Source organism: Rothia nasimurium (assembly GCF_042660305.1).
Lineage (GTDB): Bacteria > Actinomycetota > Actinomycetes > Actinomycetales > Micrococcaceae > Rothia > Rothia nasimurium.
Window position 1 is genome coordinate 128,731 of record NZ_JBHSTW010000001.1, and the last position, 19,875, is coordinate 148,605.

Here is a 19,875-nt window from a genome sequence, read left to right on the forward strand (position 1 = left end):
CAGGAAATACCCGTAGTAGATCAAGAGGGCAACCTTATGCCTCTCAGTCACCCTAACGGCTCTGGCTGGATTTACTTGGGCAGCCAAGGCAACGATGCCCTCAAAGATGGCAAGATTTCATGGTATATGGGGAACACTATCTATGAGACCGACGCTCAAACAGGTGTAACTCAAGAACTCTTCGAAATATCAGCGGTTAAAAAAGTTACTCGAACTCTGATGCAATCTTCCGCGAGAACGATATTGTGGTTCTCTCCCGAAATTTCGATGAAGAGAATGACCGCCAGGATGACATTGAAATAATCCGCTACGATCGGCACACCGGGCAGGAGCTAGATCGAGTTATCGTAGAAGGCCTAGTAGATAAGGTATCCCTAGATATGACTCCCCGCGGGTTTGCCGCCAAACCACTCTCCTAGAACACGAAGGTATCCAGCGTCTTCCCCCCCTCCTCCCCAGCAGGCAGACCCCCTTACCTCGCTCGATGACCGGCCAGCCCATTTTAGTCAGACCCTCAGCACCGGCCTGCCCTAGCTTATACCGGTGCGGGCTAGCTCTACCGGCAATCTGCTTAGCTGACCGCTGTGCGCGAGTTTAGGGCCTCCTTCTCCTGGTAGCTCCGCTAGAAGCTAGAGGCCGAGGAGCTGGAAAGCCCCGCTCCCTGGGGCTTTTATAAGCCAGGGAGCGGGGCTTCTGTCAAGACAAGATATCTGAGGCCAGTAGCCTAGCTGTTGTAGCCAGCCGGTGCCAGGAAGATCGGGGCGGAGGCGTTGGGCAGGTTTACCGAGAAAACGGTGGTGCCGATGCCGTTCCAGCCGCCGTGTACGGCCTGGCCATTGCCGATGTACACGGCAACGTGCTGCCCGCCGAAACCATTGGACTGGTAAAGAACCAGGTCACCAGGCTGGGGGTTGGAGGTAACGGTACCCAGTGACATGTACTCCATGGGCCAGCCGTGGAAGTTGATGCCAGCTGCACGCAGAGAGTTGGTTGCCAGCATGGTGCAATCGACCTGGGCATTGACGGCCGCAGCAGCCATAGCGGCGGCTACGACGGCATCGCGCTTAGCCTGGTTAGTAGTGCTGGAAAGAGTGGGGGCTGCTGCGGGAGTAGGTACAGCTGCAGCAGTGCTTGCTGCTGGTGCAGGAGTGGCAGTGCTAACCGCAGGAGCCGGAGCCTGGGGCGCTACAGGAGCTACAGTCTCAACCGGGGCAGGAGCTACAGTTGCCTCTACAACCTCAACGGTCTCGGCCTGTACAGTAAGGGGGGCTTCTTCAACAGGAGCTTCAACAGGTTCCGCTTCAGGTGCCGGAGCTTCCTCTAGGGGAGCCTCTTCAACTACCGGAGCTTCTTCGATAACAGGGGTTGCTTCAACAGGCTTTTCGGGAGCTACGATGTAGGCGGGAACACCCCAGCTTACGACCTTGCCCTCACCCGCAACAGCGAATGCCTTGAGCAGGGGGGTTGAAACAGCTGCACCGTTGTCTACGGTGGTCTGCGGGGCTTCATTTACCGATGCGTTTGCTGCTGCGAGAACAGCGCCGGAGAGGATGACACCTACCGCACCTACTGAGAGTGAACGACGCAATGTTGTACCTTTCGTCTCTTCTTGAGATTTCGCAGCCGGGTTGCTGCTACTGCTGGGTGGCCCGTACGTGGGGTTGTGGGCTCCCATGCTTCCCTCGGAAGCTGATTGGACTCTGAACAGCCTATAACGATTTGGTAACGATGTATACCAAATCGTTATAAAAAGTTGATTTTTCTGCCCTATGTCACGTCTTAACGGGTCCCCCGAATAGCCTGGGAATCACCTGTTAAGACTGGTCACGGCTGGTTACTGGCGAGTAACCTGTGCGGCAAGAACACACCGAAATAATCTGCGACACGGCAACGGCCGAGTCATGGTTTCATGACAAAACCGCGGCCCGGCCGACAACTTTCAGGTACTACACAAGCGGACGCGCGCCCCCCCCCCCCCCCCCCCCCCCCCCTTGCCCGGGGGCTAGTCGCCGCGCAGCTTCAGGCGGGCGTTGGGCAGCTCCGGGGCGGGAATGACGGAGGTGCGGGGCTTTTCGTCATATTCACCGGGCAGGAGCACCACCCCGCCGAAGCGGGGATGATCGGCGGTAGCGCCCTGACCGGCAGCAAGGGCGCCGTCGGTCACAATGTCAGCGCCAGAGGCACCCGCCGGGGCTGTGACGGCCTCGAAGCTCTCGGCCTGGGCGTTCCAGGCGGCGCGGGCCTCGACGATATCTTCGTGGGTGCGGCCGATAAAGTTCCACCACATGGTGATTTTTTCACCGAAGGGGGTGCCTCCAAGCAGGATCAGGCGGGTAGCGCCGATGGCCTCGATGGTCAGCTCTTCGGTGCCGGGTTCGATGAAGAGCATCTCATCGGCGGCGACGTGCTGGCCCTTAATAAGGAGGGCACCGGTGTCAACCACGAAGCCGTGCTCAAACTCGGGGTTGAGGGTCAGGGTGAGGGTTCGGCGCAGGGCATCTTCTGCCGGGTTCTTGTCGGCCCGAGGGTCTGAGCCGGGAGCGCCCACCAGGATTTCTGCGCCCAGCAGGGGCGAGAAAGTGGTGACGGGGGACGAGCCGGTCTTGGTTTCCTCATCGACAGTCACACCCAGCTCCCCCAGGAAGACGCGGGCCTGCACTCCAGCCGGGGCGGACGCGTCCTGCCCGCTCCCCTGCCCGCCGAAGGTGAGGGCTTCGGGCACGAAGTTTTCGAAGGCGGGGGCGGTGTTCATGTCGTCGCGGGGCAGGGCGATCCAGAGCTGGATGCCGTGCAGCACTGTGGTGTCTGGCGTGGAGTATTCGGAGTGGTTTATACCGTAGCCGGCGGTCATGAGGTTGAGTTCGCCGGGGCGCACATCGGCGACGGTGCCCAGGGAGTCGCGGTGTTCGACGGTGCCGGTGAAGATCCAGCTGGCGGTTTGCAGGCCGGTGTGGGGGTGCGGGGCGACGCGCATGCCGCCGGTGACGGCGACGTCGTCGGGGCCGTAGTGGTCGATGAAGCACCAGGCGCCGACCATACGGCGGTCGCGGGAGGGCAGCAGGCGACGCACGGTCATGGCGCGCAGCCCGCCCAGGGGCACGGGGCGAGGCTCAATAAGTTTCATGGGTTTAGTGTACGCCGAGGCGGACGGGGGGTGGGTTTGGCCGGACGGCCGGGGCAAGCGGACGGCGGAGGGCAGTTACGCCGAATGCGACTCCTTTTCCCGAGCGGGCGTTGTTTTAACGTCCTGTTGGGAAAAGGAGTCGCATTCGGCGGTACGCCTAGGCAGAGAGGACGGTCTTGCGACGCTTTAGCTGAGTGCCAACGTCCTTCAGCCAAGTCCCACGATTAGAAACTGCAGGAACTTCCGTAGTGAAGGGGGCTATAGCCTGATTCTGCACGAACTCATGGATAGTAACCAACGCTTTTTCCTGACCTTTTCTCGTGGCAACTGTAGGAAGCTGATAGAGCAGCTCTGAGTTACCTACACCCAGGCGGGGGTATTTCCTAGGTCAGCCGCTATTAGCCCTGCCCGTCACTCTCTTCCCCGCACTCGCGGGGGTATTTCCTTGCTGCCTGCTGATGGGCCTCTCATGGTCTGCTCTTCCCCGCACTCGCGGGGGTATTTCCCACCCCCCTTGAATATCCTCGATAACTCCACCCCTCTTCCCCGCACTCGCGGGGGTATTTCCGAAGACGCCTTCATGATTACCATCGGCGTCCTCTCTTCCCCGCACTCGCGGGGGTATTTCCCGAGTAAGGCGGTGAAAGCCCATGGCCTGCAACTCTTCCCCGCACTCGCGGGGGTATTTCCCAGGGGCAGAAGCGCAGTCAGCAGGGACTGGACTCTTCCCCGCACTCGCGGGGGTATTTCCCATGTAGATTTGCCCTTGCCCGTCTAGGGTAACTCTTCCCCGCACTCGCGGGGGTATTTCCCGCACCAGCAGAGCACAGACGCCCCCAAGCCCCTCTTCCCCGCACTCGCGGGGGGTATTTCCGTGTCGCGTACGGGTATCTGGTGGCTTGATTGCTCTTCCCCGCACTCGCGGGGGTATTTCCCGTTCCGATTCTGAACGGCTCGGCGGCCGGGGCTCTTCCCCGCACTCGCGGGGGTATTTCCAGCGAGCAGCGTCTTCGGTTTAAGATACATAGCTCTTCCCCGCGCAAGCGGGGGTACTTCTGTTGGTAACCACCACCTATGGACACGGCTTGACTATTCTCCGCTAAAGCGGAGGAAAACCATAGCGACATCCTTATCTACACCAGACGCAGTAGGAACTTAAACTCAACACTCTCGGGAAATACCCATCTAAATCAGAAATGACCACCTAGTAGGTGGTCATTTCTGATTTAGATAGTACATAGGGGGTGAAGCAGGCTCGCAGCGAAGCTGCTGGCTCGGCGGCTGGCGTGAATCGTCTCGTGAACGAAGCGAACCAGACGAGAGGGTCGGCAGCGAGCGCGAGCCTGCGGAACCCCTATCGAATAAGCTCCCTAGGCCAGGACCTGCCGCTTGGACGAAATCACGCCGGTCACGAAGCCTGCCAGGTGCAGGCCGCCGTGGAAGCGGGCGTGCTCAATCTTCACGCACCGGTCCATCACCACGTTCAGCCCGGCGTCCTCCCCCAGACGCGCAGCCTCCTCATTCCAGGAGCCCAACTGCATCCACACCGTCTTCGCGCCCACCTCAATGGCCTCCTGCACCACACCCGGCAGGTCCTCGTTGCGGCGGAAAATCTCCACCAGGTCAGGGGCCTCAGGCAGGTCAGCCAGTGACGCGTACACCTTCTGCCCCAGCACCTCCTTACCCTTAGCCGCCAAAATCGGGTTCACAAAGTACAGGGTGTAAGGGCTCGACGACTGCAGATAGGTCGCCACAAAATACGAAGAGCGCGAAATCTTGTCAGACATACCCACAATCGCAATGGACTTGGTCTCATGCAGAATCTTCAGTCGCTCCGGTGCGCTGGGGCCTTCCCAGGTACGAGTCTCAGTCACGGCTTAGGCCTCCTTCTTGGGTGCAGGAATTTCGCAGGCGGGCGCGGACGCCGGTGCGGACGTCCCCGCCCCTTCACGCGCTGCGCGCTCGGCAGCGTGGGCGGCGGCGTCCGCCTCCAGTGCCTCCTTCTGGGCAGCTGCCTCAGCTTCGGCAGCTTCGCGGCGGGCCACCAGCTCGTCCGCGCTGGCGGTGCCCACGACCTCACCGGCGTGGTTGCGGCCAGAAGCAATAGTCAGAGCCTGGTCGAGGTCCCAGATAATGTCGACAGCATCTTCCAGACCCACCGAAATACGAATCAGGTCTTCGCCCACGCCACCGGCTGCCAGCTGCTCAGCGGTCAGCTGCTGGTGGGTAGTTGAGGCGGGGTGCAGAATCAGGGTGCGGGCATCGCCAATGTTAGCCAGGTGCGATGCCAGCTGCAGGTTCTTGATGAACTCGGCGCCCACGTCGCGTCCGCCCGCCTTCTCGGTGCCGGCAACGCCGAAGGAGAAGACCGACCCAACACCCAGCGGCAGCAGCTTCTGCGCCCGCTCATAGTGGGGGTGATCCGGCAGGCCGGCGTAGTTGACGTAGGAGATGCGGGCGTCCTCGTTTAGCCAGGCGACGACGTCCTTGGCGTTGGCCAGGTGGGCGTCCATGCGCTGGGGCAGAGTCTCAACACCCTGCAGCAGGTTGAAAGCCGCCTGGGCTGAGAGGGAGGGGCCGAAGTCACGCAGCTGCTCCGAACGCAGCTTGGTGAGGAAGCCGTATTCGCCGAAGTTACCCCACCAGGAGATGTTGTTGTACGAGAGAATCGGCTCGGTCATGGTAGGGAACTTACCGTTGCCCCAGTTGAAGCGGCCCGACTCGACAACCACACCGCCCAAGGTGGTGCCGTGCCCGCCCAGGAACTTAGTAACCGAGTGAATCACGATGTCAGCGCCGTGTTCGATGGGGCGGATCAGGTAGGGGGTAGAGAGGGTGGCGTCCACGACCAGGGGAATATCGTTCTCGTGGGCAACGCGGGCCAGACCCTCTAGGTCAGCGACCTGCCCCGAGGGGTTAGCCACGATTTCGGTGTAGACAGCCTTGGTTTCAGGACGAATCGCGGCGGCATAGTCGGCCGGGTCAGTGCCGTCCACAAAGGTAGTGTCGATACCGAACCGGCGCAGGGAAACATCCAGCTGGGTGATAGTGCCGCCGTAGAGGTTGGACGAAGCAACAATATGGTCCCCAGCCTGGCAGAGTGCCGCGAAGGTAATGAACTCAGCGGCCATACCCGAAGCGGTCGCCACCGCACCGATACCGCCCTCCAGCGAAGCGATACGCTCTTCCAGCGCCGCCACAGTGGGGTTACCCAGGCGGGAGTAGATATTGCCGTACTTCTGCAGGGCAAAAAGGTTGGCGGCGTCGTCCGCGTCCTTAAAAACAAAGGAGGTGGACTGGTAAATCGGAACCGCACGAGCACCGTGCTCGGCGTCGGGGGTACCGCCCGCGTGCAGGGCACGGGTGCGGAAGCCAAAAGTATGCTCAGCCATGGACTCTCCTGATAGTAGGCCTAGTTATCTACCCTCCATAGTCACCCATGCCCCTACACCGGCGGTAACTTATTTCACCGTGTGAACAGGTTACGCAGCATTACCGGGAAGGCAGGGCGCCCCATTCCCCACCTCGGCCAGCGTCCACCAAACTCGCGTAACGTCCATCCCGCGCGTAAGCACCGCGCGATTCTAGTAGACGCTGAGCCCCACCAATCTAACGTGACCAAAACCCCCAGCCTCTCTACAAGCTAGCTCATAGGAAAACACAGGGTTCTACGAGAGAATAGAGAAAGTTTTGTCACCGGGCGGCTGCCCGCACTCGCAGAGAAAGGGCACTCGTGCTCCAGAACATTATCGACTGGGTTATCTCCGTCATGGAGGCCATCGGCTCCCCCGGCGTTGGCCTGGCCGTCTTCCTTGAGAACGTCTTCCCGCCCATCCCCTCCGAGGTTATCCTGCCGCTGGCCGGCTTCACCGCCTCCCAGGGCTCCATCAACGTAGTGGCCGCCTTCATCTGGGCGACCGTCGGCTCACTCACCGGCGCCTACTTCCTCTACTACCTAGGTGCAGCTATCGGCGCCAACCGCCTGCGCAAGATCGCGGCCTGGATGTGGCTGGTCAAGGTTGAGGACGTCGACAACGCCCTAGCCTGGTTCGACAAGTACGGCAAGGCCTCCATCCTCATCGGCCGTGTCATCCCCGGTATTCGTTCACTCATCTCGATTCCCGCCGGTATCGACCGCATGAACCCTCTGACCTTCGGTCTTTATACCCTGCTCGGTTCCTCCATCTGGAACACCCTGCTCATCTACTGCGGCTGGGTCCTGGGCGAAAACTGGCACGCTGTTGAAGGCGTCATCGACCAGTACTCCAAGGTGGTCTACGCCCTGGTAGCCCTGGCCCTGGTGGCCGTCTTCATCTGGCTGTTGCGTCGCGCCCGCCAGGAAAAGCGCGACGTAGCCTAGCGGCGGGCGTCCGCACGGCTTAAGCTGAGCCCCGCGTCCGCGCCTGCCCCTCGCCCATGGGGACCTTAAAACCTAAAAGGGACCGCATAATACGCGGTCCCTTTTAAGTTTTAAGGTCCCCTTTGAGGAAGTTGGGCACCCTAGGGCAGCGGCCCCGCTACTTCCACAGGCGGTTGCGGGCGTGCACCACCGACGGGCGAATCTGAATCCAATCCGCACAGGGCAGACGCAGAGCCTTCTCGCACCCAGACAGGGCGGTAATAATCGACTCGCACCGCTTGTTGAACTCAGAGACATGCCCCTTATCCACAATCTGCCCGGGGAAGTGCCGGTGCATCTTCGACACAGAATCCGACGACTCCTGCAGCCCGTGCCCGGTATGCCCCGGGATGTGCTTAACCAGCACCCGGCGCTCCCGAATGGCCTCGGTCAGCCGCTCCATCTCGTCCAGAACCTGCTGGTTCTGCACCCCCTCTTCAACCCAGGTGTTATAGACCCAGCGGTTGTGCGCCAGGCGCAGCACAAAGGTCAGAGCCCCCAGCGAATCGGTGTGAATAATCAGCTGGCGGCCACCGTGGTAGAAGATATTAAAGGCAGCCAACATAGCAGAGAGCTCCCCAGTCATAATGTTGGTTGCATCGTAGTGGGAGTGGAAGAAGAAGCCGTCTTCACTCACCCCGCCGATGCCCATGCGTCCGCCCTTTAAATACTTCTTATTGTTCGTTGACCTGTACGAACAGTCAGTAAAGACGCTGTACTCCACCAGCTTCTCTACCGGCAGCTGGGCGGTGTTCTTCTCAAACTCAGCGTGAGCCAGACGCGAGGCCTCGTCCATAAAGTGCGGCATGAGCTCACCTGCCGGAGTGCCAATAAGCTTCACGTGAATCTCGCCCAGGGAGTGCGACTCGTAGGGGTTCATGACCTTATCAATGGACCGGTATTCCAAGAAATCGCGGAAGGCCGTGAACTTGCGGAAGAGCAGCTTGAGGTAGTGCTTATCGGCTGCCACGGTGATGAGGTTGGTCTTATACTCCTCGGGGATAGCGTCCATGGTCGCCAGAATCGCACGGCCCAGCATGTCGGTATGTACGGTGTCGCAGGGGTCCATGAGGCTGTGTGTCAGAGACTCAGCCACAGGTTCGCTCTCAATGACCTCTCGCTCGCCGTTTTCGCGCGAGATAAAAGCGAAGGACGTCAGCCCCACATGGCAGTCACCGGCAGCTCGCACCTGGTCCATGACCACCACGATGACAGCCACACCCTGCTCGGTGAAGCCTGCCGGGTAGGAGCTGGTGTAATCCGGCGGCTCCCAGGTCAGCTCACATTTCTTGATATGCGCAGGCGTAATTTCCACATTATTCATCTCCTAAGGGGTGTCTATAGTTGTTTTGCTTACTCTTTAAAGCTATACCAACTCCACGCCCTTTTGCCAACAGCTAGAGCCGCATCGGCTGCCCGTTCACTCTCTCGGTGAACGTCCACGGTTCTCGCGTGGCGTCCATCCCGCGCGTAAGCACCGCGCGAGTCTGGTGGGCACTCACGGACGGGCGAGTGGTCGGAGCAGATGGACGGACGGACGGACGCCGAGACAGCCCGGCAGGAGACACACCGGGCAGGACTACAGAACCCCCAACACAAGGACGCCCGCCCCGGCTTGCGCAAGCCGGGGCGGGCGTCCTGATTTTGGGTGAAAACCGAGGTTTACTCGGGGACGATGCGTACAGCACCCTTGTCGGCGCTGGTGACCATGGAGGCGTAGGCGCGCAGGGCGCTGGAGACCTGACGCTCACGGGGCTTGGTGGGCTTCCAGGGGGCCGGTCCCTTCTTGGCGCGGCGCTCAGCCAGAACCTCGTCGGAGACGTTCACGCGCAGGATGCGGTTATGAACATCGATCTCAATTTCGTCGCCGTGCTCAATCAGACCCACAGCGCCACCGGCTGCTGCCTCGGGAGAGATGTGACCGATGGAGATACCGGAAGTACCGCCGGAGAAGCGGCCGTCGGTAATCAGGGCGCACTTCTTACCCAGCCCCAGGCCCTTGAGGTAGGAGGTGGGGTAGAGCATCTCCTGCATGCCGGGGCCACCCTTGGGGCCCTCGTACTGAATGACGACAATGTCGCCTTCTTTCACATTCTTCGACAGAATCTCGAAGACGGCCTCATCCTGGGACTCCACCACAAAAGCCTTACCAACGAAATGGAAGAGCTCCTCGTCGATACCGGCGCTCTTGATGATGGCGCCGTCTTCGGCGATGTTGCCGTAGAGAACCGCCAGGCCGCCGTCCTTGGTGTAGGCGTGCTCAACGGCGCGGATGCAGCCGTTCTCGGCGTCCGTCTCGTGGGACTCGTACTTGTTGGCGGTGGAGAAGGCCTGGGTGGTGCGGACGCCACCCGGGGCAGCTAGGAAGAGCTCCTTGGCGGTGTCGGTGGCGGCACCGGAGCGAATGTCCCAGTCAGAGAGCCACTGCTGAAGGGAGTCGGCGTGCACGGAGTGGACGTCGCGGTTCAGCAGACCGGCGCGGTCCAGCTCGCCGAGCAGGGCGGGAATACCACCGGCGCGGTGCACATGCTCGATGTGGTACTTGGTGGAGTTGGGGGCGACCTTAGCCAGGCAGGGCACCTTGCGGGAGATGGCGTCGATGTCGCGCAGGGTGAAGTCGACACCTGCCTCGTGGGCAATAGCCAGGATGTGCAGGACGGTGTTGGTGGAGCCGCCCATGGCAACGTCCAGGGCCATGGCGTTCTCGAAGGCTGCCTTGGTGGCGATGGAGCGGGGTAGGACGGACTCGTCGTCCTGCTCGTAGTAGCGCTTGGCCAGTTCTACAATCTTGGCGCCAGCTTCGAGGAAAAGCTGCTTGCGGGCGACCTGGGTAGCCAGGGTGGTGCCGTTACCGGGCAGGGCCAGGCCGATGGCCTCATTCAGGCAGTTCATGGAGTTGGCGGTGAACATACCGGCGCAGGAGCCACAGGTGGGGCAGGCATTCTTTTCAACCTGGGCTAGGGCGTCGTCGCTGACGCTGTCGTCCACGGCCATGACCATGGCGTCCACCAGGTCAAGGCGGTGCTCAACGACCCCCTCAATGCCTTCGCCAGATTCCATGGGCCCGCCGGAGACGAAGATGACGGGGATGTTCAGGCGCATAGCTGCCAGAAGCATACCGGGGGTGATCTTGTCGCAGTTAGAGATACAGACCAGGGCGTCGGCGCGGTGGGCGTTGACCATGTATTCGACCGAGTCGGCGATCAGGTCGCGGGAGGGCAGGGAGTAGAGCATACCGTCGTGGCCCATGGCGATGCCGTCGTCCACGGCGATGGTGTTGAATTCCTTGGCTACGCCGCCTGCTTCGCGGATAGCACCGGCAACCAGTTCGCCCATGTTCTTCAGGTGCACGTGGCCGGGCACGAACTGGGTGAAGGAGTTGGCGATAGCGATGATGGGCTTGCCGAAGTCGTCGTCGCCCATGCCGGTGGCGCGCCACAGTGCGCGGGCACCTGCCATGTTTCTGCCGTGGGTTGATGTACGCGAGCACAGTTCTGGCATCGATAGCTCCCAAGAAAGTTTGTGGTTGGAGGTTTGGGTACTAGTCTACGCCTGAGCGCGGGTAGTCCACAGGGTGGGAAGCGGCGTTCTCATATAGTGAAGATAGGGGCGGACGGTCTCTCCCCCACTCCCCTGCCAAGGGGCAGGGACGGCAGGACGGGCGTCCGCGGGACGCTACTCCAGTAAGCCTCGCATAAATCTCAGCGCATATTCCAGAAGCTGGGGGTGGCTATCGTCAACTAGGGTAAATCCAAAGCGCTCAAAGGCCCGTTGAGACTTTGTATTTCTGCGGTCGATAGCGCAGGTCATGATGTCACTGGTGAGGTCTTTAAATTTGGGGTGCTCTTGGGCTGTGATAACGCATTGCTGAATAAGCTGTTGTGCAATTCCCTGGTTTTGGGCGTGGGCGGCCGTAGAGATATAGGTAATGTCGAAGACATCATCATAGGGGCGATATGTAATGAGAGCGGCAGCTGCTATCTGCTCCTCCAAGAAAGCTCCGATAGAGACCTTGTAGGGATCTCGGGCAATTTTCTGGGGCTGAGTTTCCCTGACGAAGCTTTGAACCTTTAGCTCCCATTCCGCGGGGTGTGAAGCGGTGTGGTAATGCCGCTTGGCAGGGTAGGTGCAGACCCATTGTTGAAGGGCCGGTATATCGCTTGTGCTGAGCTCTCGAAAATACACGTAGGCCCCTAGTTTTTGAGGGCTAATCCTACTGGGGTAGGCTCGAGCTGCTCAAGGGTTCTACGATGCTGAGCCGAAAAAGCCCGGTTCTGCTGGGTTTCGTATTCCGATGCGAGGGTTTTTCGCTCTGTATCCGTTAGGCCGTCGTTCCCGATAGCCGTGGTGTGATGGCGCAGAACTTTTTGCAGGGTTTGACGGGCCGCTCGATGAGTGGGCTGCCAGCGAGTTGCATCTTTAGCGTTTACGGTCATAGTTCTGCTCCTTTCCTTGGTCTTGTTGTTTCGAGTCTAACAAGTAGCTCTTGGGGATGACTAGGGGCGGACGGTTCCGCACCGCGCCCTCTCAAAGGGGACCTTAAAACTTAAAAGGGACCGCGTAATATGAGGTCCCTTTTGAGTTTTGCGGTCCCCTTGCGATGAGGCAGGCGCTCATGACGCGCGTATGACGCGCATCCGTCACCGAAGTTCATTTTTGAAATATGCCGTCTTAGGGTCTGGAGGGCTTGGGCGCTCGCCGGGTGGGGGTGTTAGCTGGAGTCAAGGCCGCTGAAGCAAGCAGCCTCTACAGCCGTAGGACTACCCCAGGAGCAGATCATGCCCATCAATACCGACCGTATTCTGACCACCCACGTTGGTTCCCTGCCGCGCAGTCAGCGCCTGATTGAAGCTAACGCCGCCCGCCGCGATGGCAGCATCGACGAGGCAGATTTCCAGCAGATTCTGACCGAGGAAACCCAGGCAGTGATTGACCGCCAGGTAGACATCGGTATCGACATTGTGAACGACGGCGAGTACGGGCATGCCATGAGTCAGGCGGTAGATTACGGTGCCTGGTGGCACTACTCCTTTGCCCGCACCGGCGGTTTGAAGCTGCTGACCGAGGGCAACCCCGCGAACGAGGTGCACCGCTCTGAGCCGGGCAAGCTCAAGTACACCAGCTTTGCCGACCGCCGTGACTGGACCCGTTTCCAAGACTTTTACACCGCGGAGCTCGACCTGGGCAATGACCCTGACCGCAGTTTCCCCGTCACCGTTGCCCCGCTGACCTATCGGGGGCAGGACGAGGTGGGGCGGGACGTCCGCAACCTTACCGCAGCGACCGAGGGCAAGGGGGTGCACAGCGCTTTTGTGGCGGCCCTGTCGCCGGGCTCTGCTGCTCGCGTGGGTAACCTCTACTACCCCACCGATAAGGAGCATATCTACGCCTGGGCGGAGGTGCTGAAAGATGAGTATAAGGCCATCACCGACGCCGGTTTCACCCTGCAGATTGATGACCCGTCGGTGGCTGAGGGCTGGGACCAGATTAACCCCGAGCCCAGCGTCCGCGACTACCTTGATTTTATTCAGGTGGCGGTTGATGCCCTCAACTACGCGCTGGAGGATATTCCGACCGAGCAGACCCGCTTCCACCTCTGTTGGGGATCCTGGCACGGACCTCACAGCACCGACCTGGAATTCAAGCACCTGGCCGATACTCTGCTATCGATTGACGCCGCCGGCTACACCTTTGAGGCCGCTAACGCGCGGCACGCCCACGAGTGGAAGGTCTGGGAGAACCTGGAGCTGCCCGAGGGCAAGTACGTGATTCCCGGTGTTGTCTCGCACTCAACCAACCTGATTGAGCACCCTGAGCTGGTTGCCCAGCGCATCGAGCAGTTTGCTCAGGTAGTGGGCAAGGAGAACGTGGTGGCGTCAACCGACTGCGGTCTGGGCGGACGCCTGCACCCCGACCTTGCCTGGGCCAAGCTGGAATCGCTGACGGAAGGCGCCCGCATCGCCAGTGAGCGCCTCTTCGGCTAGGGCTAGACGCCACCCCACCGTTAAAGGGGACCGCATAACTTCAAAGGGACCTCATAATATGCGGTCCCTTTGAAGTTATACGGTCCCCTTGCTGCGGGCTGAAGAGAAGCGGGCGGACGCTGGTGGGGGCCGCTTCTTACAACCCGAAAGTGCGTTTCGCGCCACATCTCCGCCAGGGGTGCTCTCGCTAACCAGAGTTTTTGCAGGTCAAACTCGTACCCTCCTGGAAAAAACCGGCATGTCACCTTCCTGTCTAACGTGTGACACAAATTTATAGGTGTGTCTCTCGCAAACATCCCGGGCGCACCCTAGACTATAGGGAAACACAATCACCGTGTGAAACTCTCACTCCATCTCACACAATGTGCTCTCGCACCTGTTACATAGGGGAACCAAATGGGAAAGTTTGAACGCATCTACCACGACCTGGCTCGTGATATTGATGAAGGTAAGTACGGCGTCGGCGACCTGCTGCCCAGCGAAAAGAAGCTGACCGAAAAGTACAACGTCTCTCGCGAGACCGCCCGCAAGGCCCTGGCGATCCTGACCGACCGCGGCTACATCCAGCGCATCATGGGCAAGGGCTCCCTGGTCATTGACCACAAGCGCTACTCCATTCCCGTGTCATCACTGGTCAGCTACAAGGAATTTGCTGAGTCAGCCAGCCGCGACACCCAGACTGAACTGGTTGAACTTGAGGACGCCCTGCTGCCGCATGTGCCCTTCCAGGCCCTGACGGACGGCTCCGTAGAGCAGGTGCCCGTCACCCACATCATGCGAGTTCGCCACATGGACGGCGCCCCCGCCATCATCGACCATGACTACATCATCAAGAGCGTAGTAGCCGAAATTCCCCGCGAGGTCGCTGAGGATTCCCTCTACCACTACTTCGAGGGTGAGCTGGGCCTGAGCATCGTTTCCTCCGCCAAGCAGATCACCATCGAGCAGGCCACCCCCAACGACGCCAAGTACCTGAACCTGCACGCTGGCGAGTACGTTGCTGTGACCACCTCTATCACCGTGCTTGAGGACGGCACCGCCTTCCAGTACACCATTTCCCGCCACCGCGCCGATAAGTTCCGTTACCTGGACTTCGCGCACCGCCGCCAGGAAATTCCGGTTTCTGAATAAAGTTCCACATCGGCTGTAACAACAGCCGAAGCACCTGTTAGACAGGTAAGGTTAAGGAGCGTACCTCACTTTGACGGGGTACGCTTCTTTTCTTTTACCCCACCTAACCTACCGGGCGCAGCCACCCCAGCACCGGCGTCCTACCCTTTGGAGCACACCATGAGCTTTCACGATAAGGTCATCTACCAGGTCTACCCCAAGTCCTTCTACGACTCGACGGGCAACGGGGTGGGCGACTTACGGGGCATTATCGAGAAGGTCCCCTACATTGCCTCTCTGGGGGTGGACATGGTCTGGTTCAACCCCTTCTTTGTCTCCCCCCAGAACGATAACGGCTACGACATCGCCAACTACTACGAGGTAGACCCCGAGATGGGCACCATGGCGGACGCCGAAGAGCTGATTGCAGCCCTGGGGCGAGAGGGCATTGGGGTTATGTTCGATATGGTGCTCAACCACGTCTCTACCGAGCACGAGTGGTTCCAGCGGGCACTGGCCGGTGAGAAGGAGTACCAGGACTTCTTCTACCTGCGCCCAGCGCAGGCGGACGGCTCCCTACCGACCAACTGGGAGTCCAAGTTTGGCGGCCCCTGCTGGTCACAGTTTGGCGATACCGACCTCTACTACATGCACCTCTACGATGTGACCCAGGCAGACCTGAACTGGCACAACCCCAGGGTGCGCGAAGAGCTCTTTAAGGTCGTGAATTTCTGGAAGGACAAGGGCGTTCGCGGATTCCGCTTCGACGTACTCAACGTGATTGGCAAGGCCGAGGACCTGCGGGATGCCGCACCCGGCGAGAACGACAAGCTCATCTACACCGACACCGAGCGCGTGCACCCCTGGGTGCAGGAACTGCACCGGGCCACCTTTGGCGACACCGAGGGCACCGTGACCGTGGGTGAGATGTCATCGACCACCATCGACAGCAGCGTGCGCTACACCAACCCGGCCAACGAAGAGCTGGATATGGTCTTCTCCTTCCACCACCTCAAGGTGGACTATGACGGTGCCGAAAAATGGTCTGATGTTCCCTTTGATTTCATGGCTCTTAAGGGTCTGCTGACCGACTGGGCGGTAGGTATTCAGGCAGGAGGCGGTTGGCAGGCGTCCTTCTGGAATAACCACGACCAGCCCCGCGCCATCAACCGCTTTGGTGATGTGGAGCGTTACCGGGCAGAGTCCGCCACCATGCTGGCTGCCGCCGTGCACCTAACCCGCGGCACCCCCTACATCTACCAGGGCGAAGAGATCGGCATGGTTGATCCGGTCTATTCGTCCATGGATGACTACGTGGACGTTGAATCCCACAATGCCTTTGCCATTCTGCAGGAGCGGGGCGTGAGCGAGGCCGAGGCCTTCCGCATTGTCACCAAGAAGTCCCGTGACAACTCCCGAACCCCCATGCAATGGGATTCTTCCGAATTCGCCGGTTTCTCGCGGGTAAAGCCCTGGCTCATGCCTACCTCGCAGGCCGACATTAACGTGGAGCGCGAAGAATCCGAGGGCACTATTCTGCCCTTCTACCGGGAGCTGGTGCGTCTGCGCCATACGATGCCCCTGATTGCTGAGGGCTCCTACGAGCCCTTTGCCCGCGAGCACGAGAGCGTCTACGGGTTTGTACGAGAGCATGAGGGTCAGCGCCTGCTGGTGCTCTGCAACTTCTACGGTAAGGACGCCCCAGTGCAGCTGCCTGCCGAGTTTGCGGCGGAGTCTGTGCTTCTGTGTAATTACAAGAATGAGCCTGGGCTGGGAACCAGCGAGCTGGTCTTGCGGCCCTACGAGACGGTAGCTGTACTGGCTGGCTAACGTCCCTTGAGCTGCTCCACGACCTCAAGCAGGGCGTCCATATCGCCGCTGAGAGCAAGGTTGGGGCGGGACTCACTACTGGCGACCGCCGCGTTGTAGTAGAGCCCGTCCCCCATCAGCAAGATAGCGCGGGCCGCAGCATCCGAGGGGGTCTCAGCCCGAATCATCTCAAACCAGCGCCCCTGGATCCTGTCGTAGACCTCGGCAACCTTCTCGGCGGCGTCCTGACGCAGGCGCGAAGCGGCCACAAACACCCGGTCAAAAGGGGTGTCCTGATACATAGAGGTGCGCACATAGTAGGCGCAGGCCCCGGCGGGGTCATCTGCCATGGCCTTAAAGTCCTGCTCAGCAAGCATCCATGCCCGCCCCAAAAGCCCATCAATCAGCGCAGTCTTATCGGGGAAGTGGTAGAGCAGCCCTCCCTTGGACACCCCGGCTCGGGCGGCAATGGCGTTCAAGGACGCTGCCCGCTCCCCCTCCTCGATCAGTAGGGCTTCGTAGGCGTCGAGGATTTTTTCGCGAGAACTCATGTGCCCAACCCTACCGCCTCCCCAGTTGAAAACAAAACCGTCCAGACGGTACAGTAACAAGTGTGCTCCCCACCGAGCACCCCGCTACCGATGAGCGGCCAAGCGTACCCCGGCGTCCTGCCCGGTACCGCGCCCGCACCAACCCCAGGTAGCCGTCCTCACGAAAGAGCAGACATGCACCCCGCAACCGGCCAGATGAGAGCCGTCACCACTGAAGAATCCTCAATCACCCCCTATTCCCGTCGCTGGGCAGCCCTGGCCGTCCTCATGCTGCCGGTACTGCTGGTCTCGGTCGATAACACCGTGCTCTCTTTCGCCCTGCCTGAGATTTCAGCCCAGCTCTCCCCCAGCGGCACCCAGCTGCTCTGGATTAACGATGTCTACCCGCTGATTCTCTCGGGTCTGCTCATTCCCGCAGGTAGCATGGGTGACCGCTTCGGCCGCCGCACCATGCTGCTACTGGGCGGCTTCGGCTTTACCGTTATTTCAGCTGCCGCAGCCTTCGCCCCCACCGCCGCCTGGCTCATTGCCGCCCGCGCCGGTATGGGTATCTTCGGGGCTATGCTCATGCCCGCGACCCTCTCCATCATTCGCAACATGTTCACCGACGCCACCGAACGTCGCACCGCCATCGCCATCTGGGCCTCAGGTTTCGCAGGTGGCGCAGCCCTGGGCCCGGTCGTCGGCGGGTTCCTGCTGGAGCACTTCTACTGGGGCTCGGTCTTCCTCATGGCCGTGCCCGTCCTGCTGCCCATGCTCCTGCTGGGCTTCTGGCTGATTCCTAACTCCAAGGACCCGGCCCCCGGCGCCATCGACTTCGTCAGCATCGCCCTGATCATGGCGACCATGACCCCCTTCGTCTACGCCATCAAGCACTTTGCCCACGACGGCTTCGACCTGCTTACCGTCGCCCTGCTGCTGGTAGCATCCATCTGCGGTCTTGTCTTCACCCGCCGCCAGCTGGCTCGTACCAACCCCATGCTGGACGTCCGTCTCTTCACCAACAAGCAGTTCACCGGTGCGGTACTGACCAACCTCATGGCGATTTTCTCACTGGTTGGCTTCCTTTACTTCGTCTCCCAGCACCTGCAGTTGGTCAGCGGCCATTCCCCCTTCAGTGCCGCCCTCCTGTTGCTGCCCGGTCTGGCACTGACCGTTATTGCGGGGCTAGTGGTTGTCTATATCGTCAAGGTTCTCAAGCCCTGGATTGTCATTTCAGGTGCCCTGCTGATGAACGCGGCGGCCTTCGGCCTGGTCTTCTTCACCGCCGATTCAGGCTCTGATACCGGTATTCTGGTGGCCTTTGCCCTGCTGGGTGTGGGCATTGGTTTTGCTGAGACTCTGACCAACGACATCATCTTGGCCGCTGTTCCCCCGCATAAGGCGGGTGCGGCGTCCGCTATCTCGGAGACCGCCTACGAGACCGGCTCGGTCATGGGTACCGCGATTCTGGGGTCAATCCTGAATGCAGCCTACGTTGCCCACCTGGTGGTACCCGAGGGGGTTAGCGCTGCGGACGCGGACGCCGCCCGCGAGACCCTAGGTGGGGCAGCTGAGGTGGCTGAGAACATCGGCGGAGAGACCGGCGCCGCCCTGCTGGCCTCAGCCCAGCACGCCTTCGACTCGGGCGTGGTCTACACCTCGGCTATCGGCGTGGTGCTCATGCTTCTCTGCGCTGTGATGGTGGTGCGCACCCTGCGCGGGGTGAAGATGTAGAGCCGCCCGCCCTGCCCCTTCAAGGTAGGTACCATCTACATCAGAAAAACCCACGAACTAGGTGGGTTTTTCTGAGTTAAATGGTCTTTTTCGGCCAGGGGAAGCGGGGGCAGGCGCAGGCAGGCCTGGGGCTCATCTAGCCCCTACAGCCACTCCTTCTTCTTGAACACCAGCCACAGCCCGAAGGACACCGCAACCATGAGCAGCAGGGAGGCCGGGTAGCCGAAGGTCCAGTGTAGCTCGGGCATGACGTCGAAGTTCATGCCGTAAATCGAGCCAATGACGGTAGGGGCCACCAGAATCGCAGCCCAGGCCGAGATTCTCTTCATGTCGTCATTCTGGCGTTCCGCCACAATCGTTGAGTTCACCGCCAAGGCGTTCTCTAGGGAAGACCGCAGGTCGTCCACCCGGTCTACCACACTGATGACGTGGTCCTTCACGTCGCGGAAGTGGCGGAGCAGCTCAAGCTGGTACTCATCCCCGGTCTCAGCCTGAATACGAATACGCCCCATGAGTAGGTCCAGCATCTGCCCCACCGGCTTGACCGCCCGTTTGAAGTCACTGACCTCGTTCAGCAGGCTGTAGATGCGCTGCGATATCTCGCTAGCTTCAGAGTTGTCGGCGAAGAGGGCATCCTCGATTTCATCGCCGTCGTTTTCTAGGCCCTCAATGACGGGGAAGTAGCCGTCCACGAGCATGTCGAGCACCCGGTGCAGGAAGGCCAGTGGGTAGGCCTGCATGGTGGGGTTCTCCAGCGCGCTCGAGAAGACCGCGTCCATGGTGCGCTGGGTGGTATCGACAGAGCGCAGAGCGTCTTTGACAAGCCAAATCGTAAAGTTCTGACCCACAAACATGTGGGTTTCACCGAAACGGATTTCTTCGATGTCATCGAGGTAGACCGCCGGGCGGAGCACCAGATAGTAGGTGCTGCCGTAGCGATCGAGCTTGGAGCGCTGGTGGCCCTGCTCGGAGTCTTCAACGGCGAGGGGGTGCAGGTCGAAGAGGCCGGTGAGGGTGGTGAGGTCGTCGCGGGAGGGGTCAATCAGGCCGATGTAGGCGCAGTCGGTGCCGGGCGTGAAGGCCTGGGCGAGGTCGGTGAGGGAGTCGTAGCCGGTGACGGCCCCGGTGGTGTGGTTGAGTGTGTTGAGTAAGGGCATGGTGTCTATCGTAGTCCTTCTACAG

General features: G+C 60.5%; 15 protein-coding genes and 1 CRISPR repeat array. Of the genes, 6 read left to right on the forward strand and 9 right to left on the reverse strand.

Annotated features, from left to right (window positions below; all coding sequences use genetic code 11):
- The first annotated feature begins 36 nt into the window (after positions 1-36).
- Complete coding sequence (locus ACFP6B_RS00585) at positions 37-303, forward strand: hypothetical protein (RefSeq protein WP_377125433.1); 267 nt, start codon at positions 37-39, stop codon at positions 301-303.
- A 421-nt stretch (positions 304-724) separates the two neighbouring features.
- On the opposite strand, the gene ACFP6B_RS00590 is transcribed toward ACFP6B_RS00585, so the two are convergent.
- The 4 genes from ACFP6B_RS00590 to ACFP6B_RS00605 form a co-directional block, all read right to left on the reverse strand.
- A complete protein-coding gene (locus ACFP6B_RS00590; RefSeq protein ID WP_377125435.1) occupies positions 725-1,588 on the reverse strand; it encodes an NlpC/P60 family protein in 864 nt (287 codons plus the stop codon).
- Positions 1,589-2,002: 414 nt separating this feature from the next.
- On the reverse strand, positions 2,003-3,124 hold the full coding sequence (locus ACFP6B_RS00595; protein WP_377125438.1) for a pirin family protein: 1,122 nt from the start codon (positions 3,122-3,124) through the stop codon (positions 2,003-2,005).
- A gap of 416 nt (positions 3,125-3,540) precedes the next feature.
- Positions 3,541-4,181: direct repeats of the CRISPR family, unit length 29 nt; unit sequence CTCTTCCCCGCACTCGCGGGGGTATTTCC.
- 313 nt (positions 4,182-4,494) lie between these two features.
- Positions 4,495-4,998 carry a CoA-binding protein gene (locus ACFP6B_RS00600; protein ID WP_377125441.1) on the reverse strand — a complete coding sequence of 168 codons (504 nt, stop codon included), beginning with the start codon at positions 4,996-4,998 and terminating at the stop codon, positions 4,495-4,497.
- Positions 4,999-5,001: 3 nt separating this feature from the next.
- On the reverse strand, positions 5,002-6,516 hold the full coding sequence (locus ACFP6B_RS00605; RefSeq protein WP_377125444.1) for an O-acetylhomoserine aminocarboxypropyltransferase/cysteine synthase family protein: 1,515 nt from the start codon (positions 6,514-6,516) through the stop codon (positions 5,002-5,004).
- Positions 6,517-6,857: 341 nt separating this feature from the next.
- Between ACFP6B_RS00605 and ACFP6B_RS00610 the strand changes: the two genes are divergently transcribed.
- A complete protein-coding gene (locus ACFP6B_RS00610; RefSeq protein WP_377125447.1) occupies positions 6,858-7,484 on the forward strand; it encodes a DedA family protein in 627 nt (208 codons plus the stop codon).
- 157 nt (positions 7,485-7,641) lie between these two features.
- Here the strand turns inward: ACFP6B_RS00610 and ACFP6B_RS00615 are convergent, their stop codons facing one another.
- The 3 genes from ACFP6B_RS00615 to ACFP6B_RS00625 all read right to left on the reverse strand — a co-directional run bounded on the left by ACFP6B_RS00615 (position 7,642) and on the right by ACFP6B_RS00625 (position 11,708).
- Positions 7,642-8,838, reverse strand: coding sequence for an RNase H family protein (locus ACFP6B_RS00615; protein WP_377125450.1), 1,197 nt, complete (start codon positions 8,836-8,838; stop codon positions 7,642-7,644).
- 347 nt (positions 8,839-9,185) lie between these two features.
- On the reverse strand, positions 9,186-11,024 hold the full coding sequence (ilvD, locus tag ACFP6B_RS00620) for a dihydroxy-acid dehydratase (protein WP_377125453.1): 1,839 nt from the start codon (positions 11,022-11,024) through the stop codon (positions 9,186-9,188).
- Between the two features lie 174 nt (positions 11,025-11,198).
- Positions 11,199-11,708 carry a GNAT family N-acetyltransferase gene (locus ACFP6B_RS00625; protein WP_346876024.1) on the reverse strand — a complete coding sequence of 170 codons (510 nt, stop codon included), beginning with the start codon at positions 11,706-11,708 and terminating at the stop codon, positions 11,199-11,201.
- Between the two features lie 593 nt (positions 11,709-12,301).
- Here ACFP6B_RS00625 and ACFP6B_RS00630 point away from each other — a divergent pair.
- The 3 genes from ACFP6B_RS00630 to treC all read left to right on the forward strand — a co-directional run bounded on the left by ACFP6B_RS00630 (position 12,302) and on the right by treC (position 16,447).
- Positions 12,302-13,507: a cobalamin-independent methionine synthase II family protein gene (locus ACFP6B_RS00630; RefSeq protein ID WP_377125456.1), complete on the forward strand. Its 1,206-nt coding sequence runs from the start codon at positions 12,302-12,304 to the stop codon at positions 13,505-13,507.
- A gap of 396 nt (positions 13,508-13,903) precedes the next feature.
- Complete coding sequence (gene treR / locus ACFP6B_RS00635) at positions 13,904-14,638, forward strand: trehalose operon repressor (RefSeq protein WP_237196707.1); 735 nt, start codon at positions 13,904-13,906, stop codon at positions 14,636-14,638.
- A gap of 159 nt (positions 14,639-14,797) precedes the next feature.
- A complete protein-coding gene (gene treC / locus ACFP6B_RS00640; RefSeq protein ID WP_377125459.1) occupies positions 14,798-16,447 on the forward strand; it encodes an alpha,alpha-phosphotrehalase in 1,650 nt (549 codons plus the stop codon).
- Here treC and ACFP6B_RS00645 read toward each other — a convergent pair.
- On the reverse strand, positions 16,444-16,977 hold the full coding sequence (locus tag ACFP6B_RS00645; protein WP_377125462.1) for a TetR/AcrR family transcriptional regulator: 534 nt from the start codon (positions 16,975-16,977) through the stop codon (positions 16,444-16,446). The genes treC and ACFP6B_RS00645 overlap by 4 nt on opposite strands.
- Positions 16,978-17,151: 174 nt before the next feature.
- Between ACFP6B_RS00645 and ACFP6B_RS00650 the strand changes: the two genes are divergently transcribed.
- Positions 17,152-18,693 (forward strand): MFS transporter, encoded by a 1,542-nt coding sequence (locus ACFP6B_RS00650; protein WP_377125465.1) that lies wholly within the window; start codon positions 17,152-17,154, stop codon positions 18,691-18,693.
- Between the two features lie 143 nt (positions 18,694-18,836).
- Here ACFP6B_RS00650 and ACFP6B_RS00655 read toward each other — a convergent pair whose 3' ends face one another.
- On the reverse strand, positions 18,837-19,850 hold the full coding sequence (locus ACFP6B_RS00655; RefSeq protein ID WP_377125468.1) for a magnesium and cobalt transport protein CorA: 1,014 nt from the start codon (positions 19,848-19,850) through the stop codon (positions 18,837-18,839).
- Positions 19,851-19,875: the final 25 nt, after the last annotated feature.

Coding starts and splice junctions, on each gene's coding strand:
- ACFP6B_RS00650 (WP_377125465.1), top strand. CDS start 17,152: ATGCACCCCGCAACCGGCCAGATGAGAGCCGTCACCACTGAAGAATCC.
- treR (WP_237196707.1), top strand. CDS start 13,904: ATGGGAAAGTTTGAACGCATCTACCACGACCTGGCTCGTGATATTGAT.
- ACFP6B_RS00585 (WP_377125433.1), top strand. CDS start 37: ATGCCTCTCAGTCACCCTAACGGCTCTGGCTGGATTTACTTGGGCAGC.
- ACFP6B_RS00655 (WP_377125468.1), bottom strand. CDS start 19,850: ATGCCCTTACTCAACACACTCAACCACACCACCGGGGCCGTCACCGGC.
- ilvD (WP_377125453.1), bottom strand. CDS start 11,024: ATGCCAGAACTGTGCTCGCGTACATCAACCCACGGCAGAAACATGGCA.
- ACFP6B_RS00595 (WP_377125438.1), bottom strand. CDS start 3,124: ATGAAACTTATTGAGCCTCGCCCCGTGCCCCTGGGCGGGCTGCGCGCC.
- ACFP6B_RS00605 (WP_377125444.1), bottom strand. CDS start 6,516: ATGGCTGAGCATACTTTTGGCTTCCGCACCCGTGCCCTGCACGCGGGC.
- treC (WP_377125459.1), top strand. CDS start 14,798: ATGAGCTTTCACGATAAGGTCATCTACCAGGTCTACCCCAAGTCCTTC.
- ACFP6B_RS00645 (WP_377125462.1), bottom strand. CDS start 16,977: ATGAGTTCTCGCGAAAAAATCCTCGACGCCTACGAAGCCCTACTGATC.
- ACFP6B_RS00630 (WP_377125456.1), top strand. CDS start 12,302: ATGCCCATCAATACCGACCGTATTCTGACCACCCACGTTGGTTCCCTG.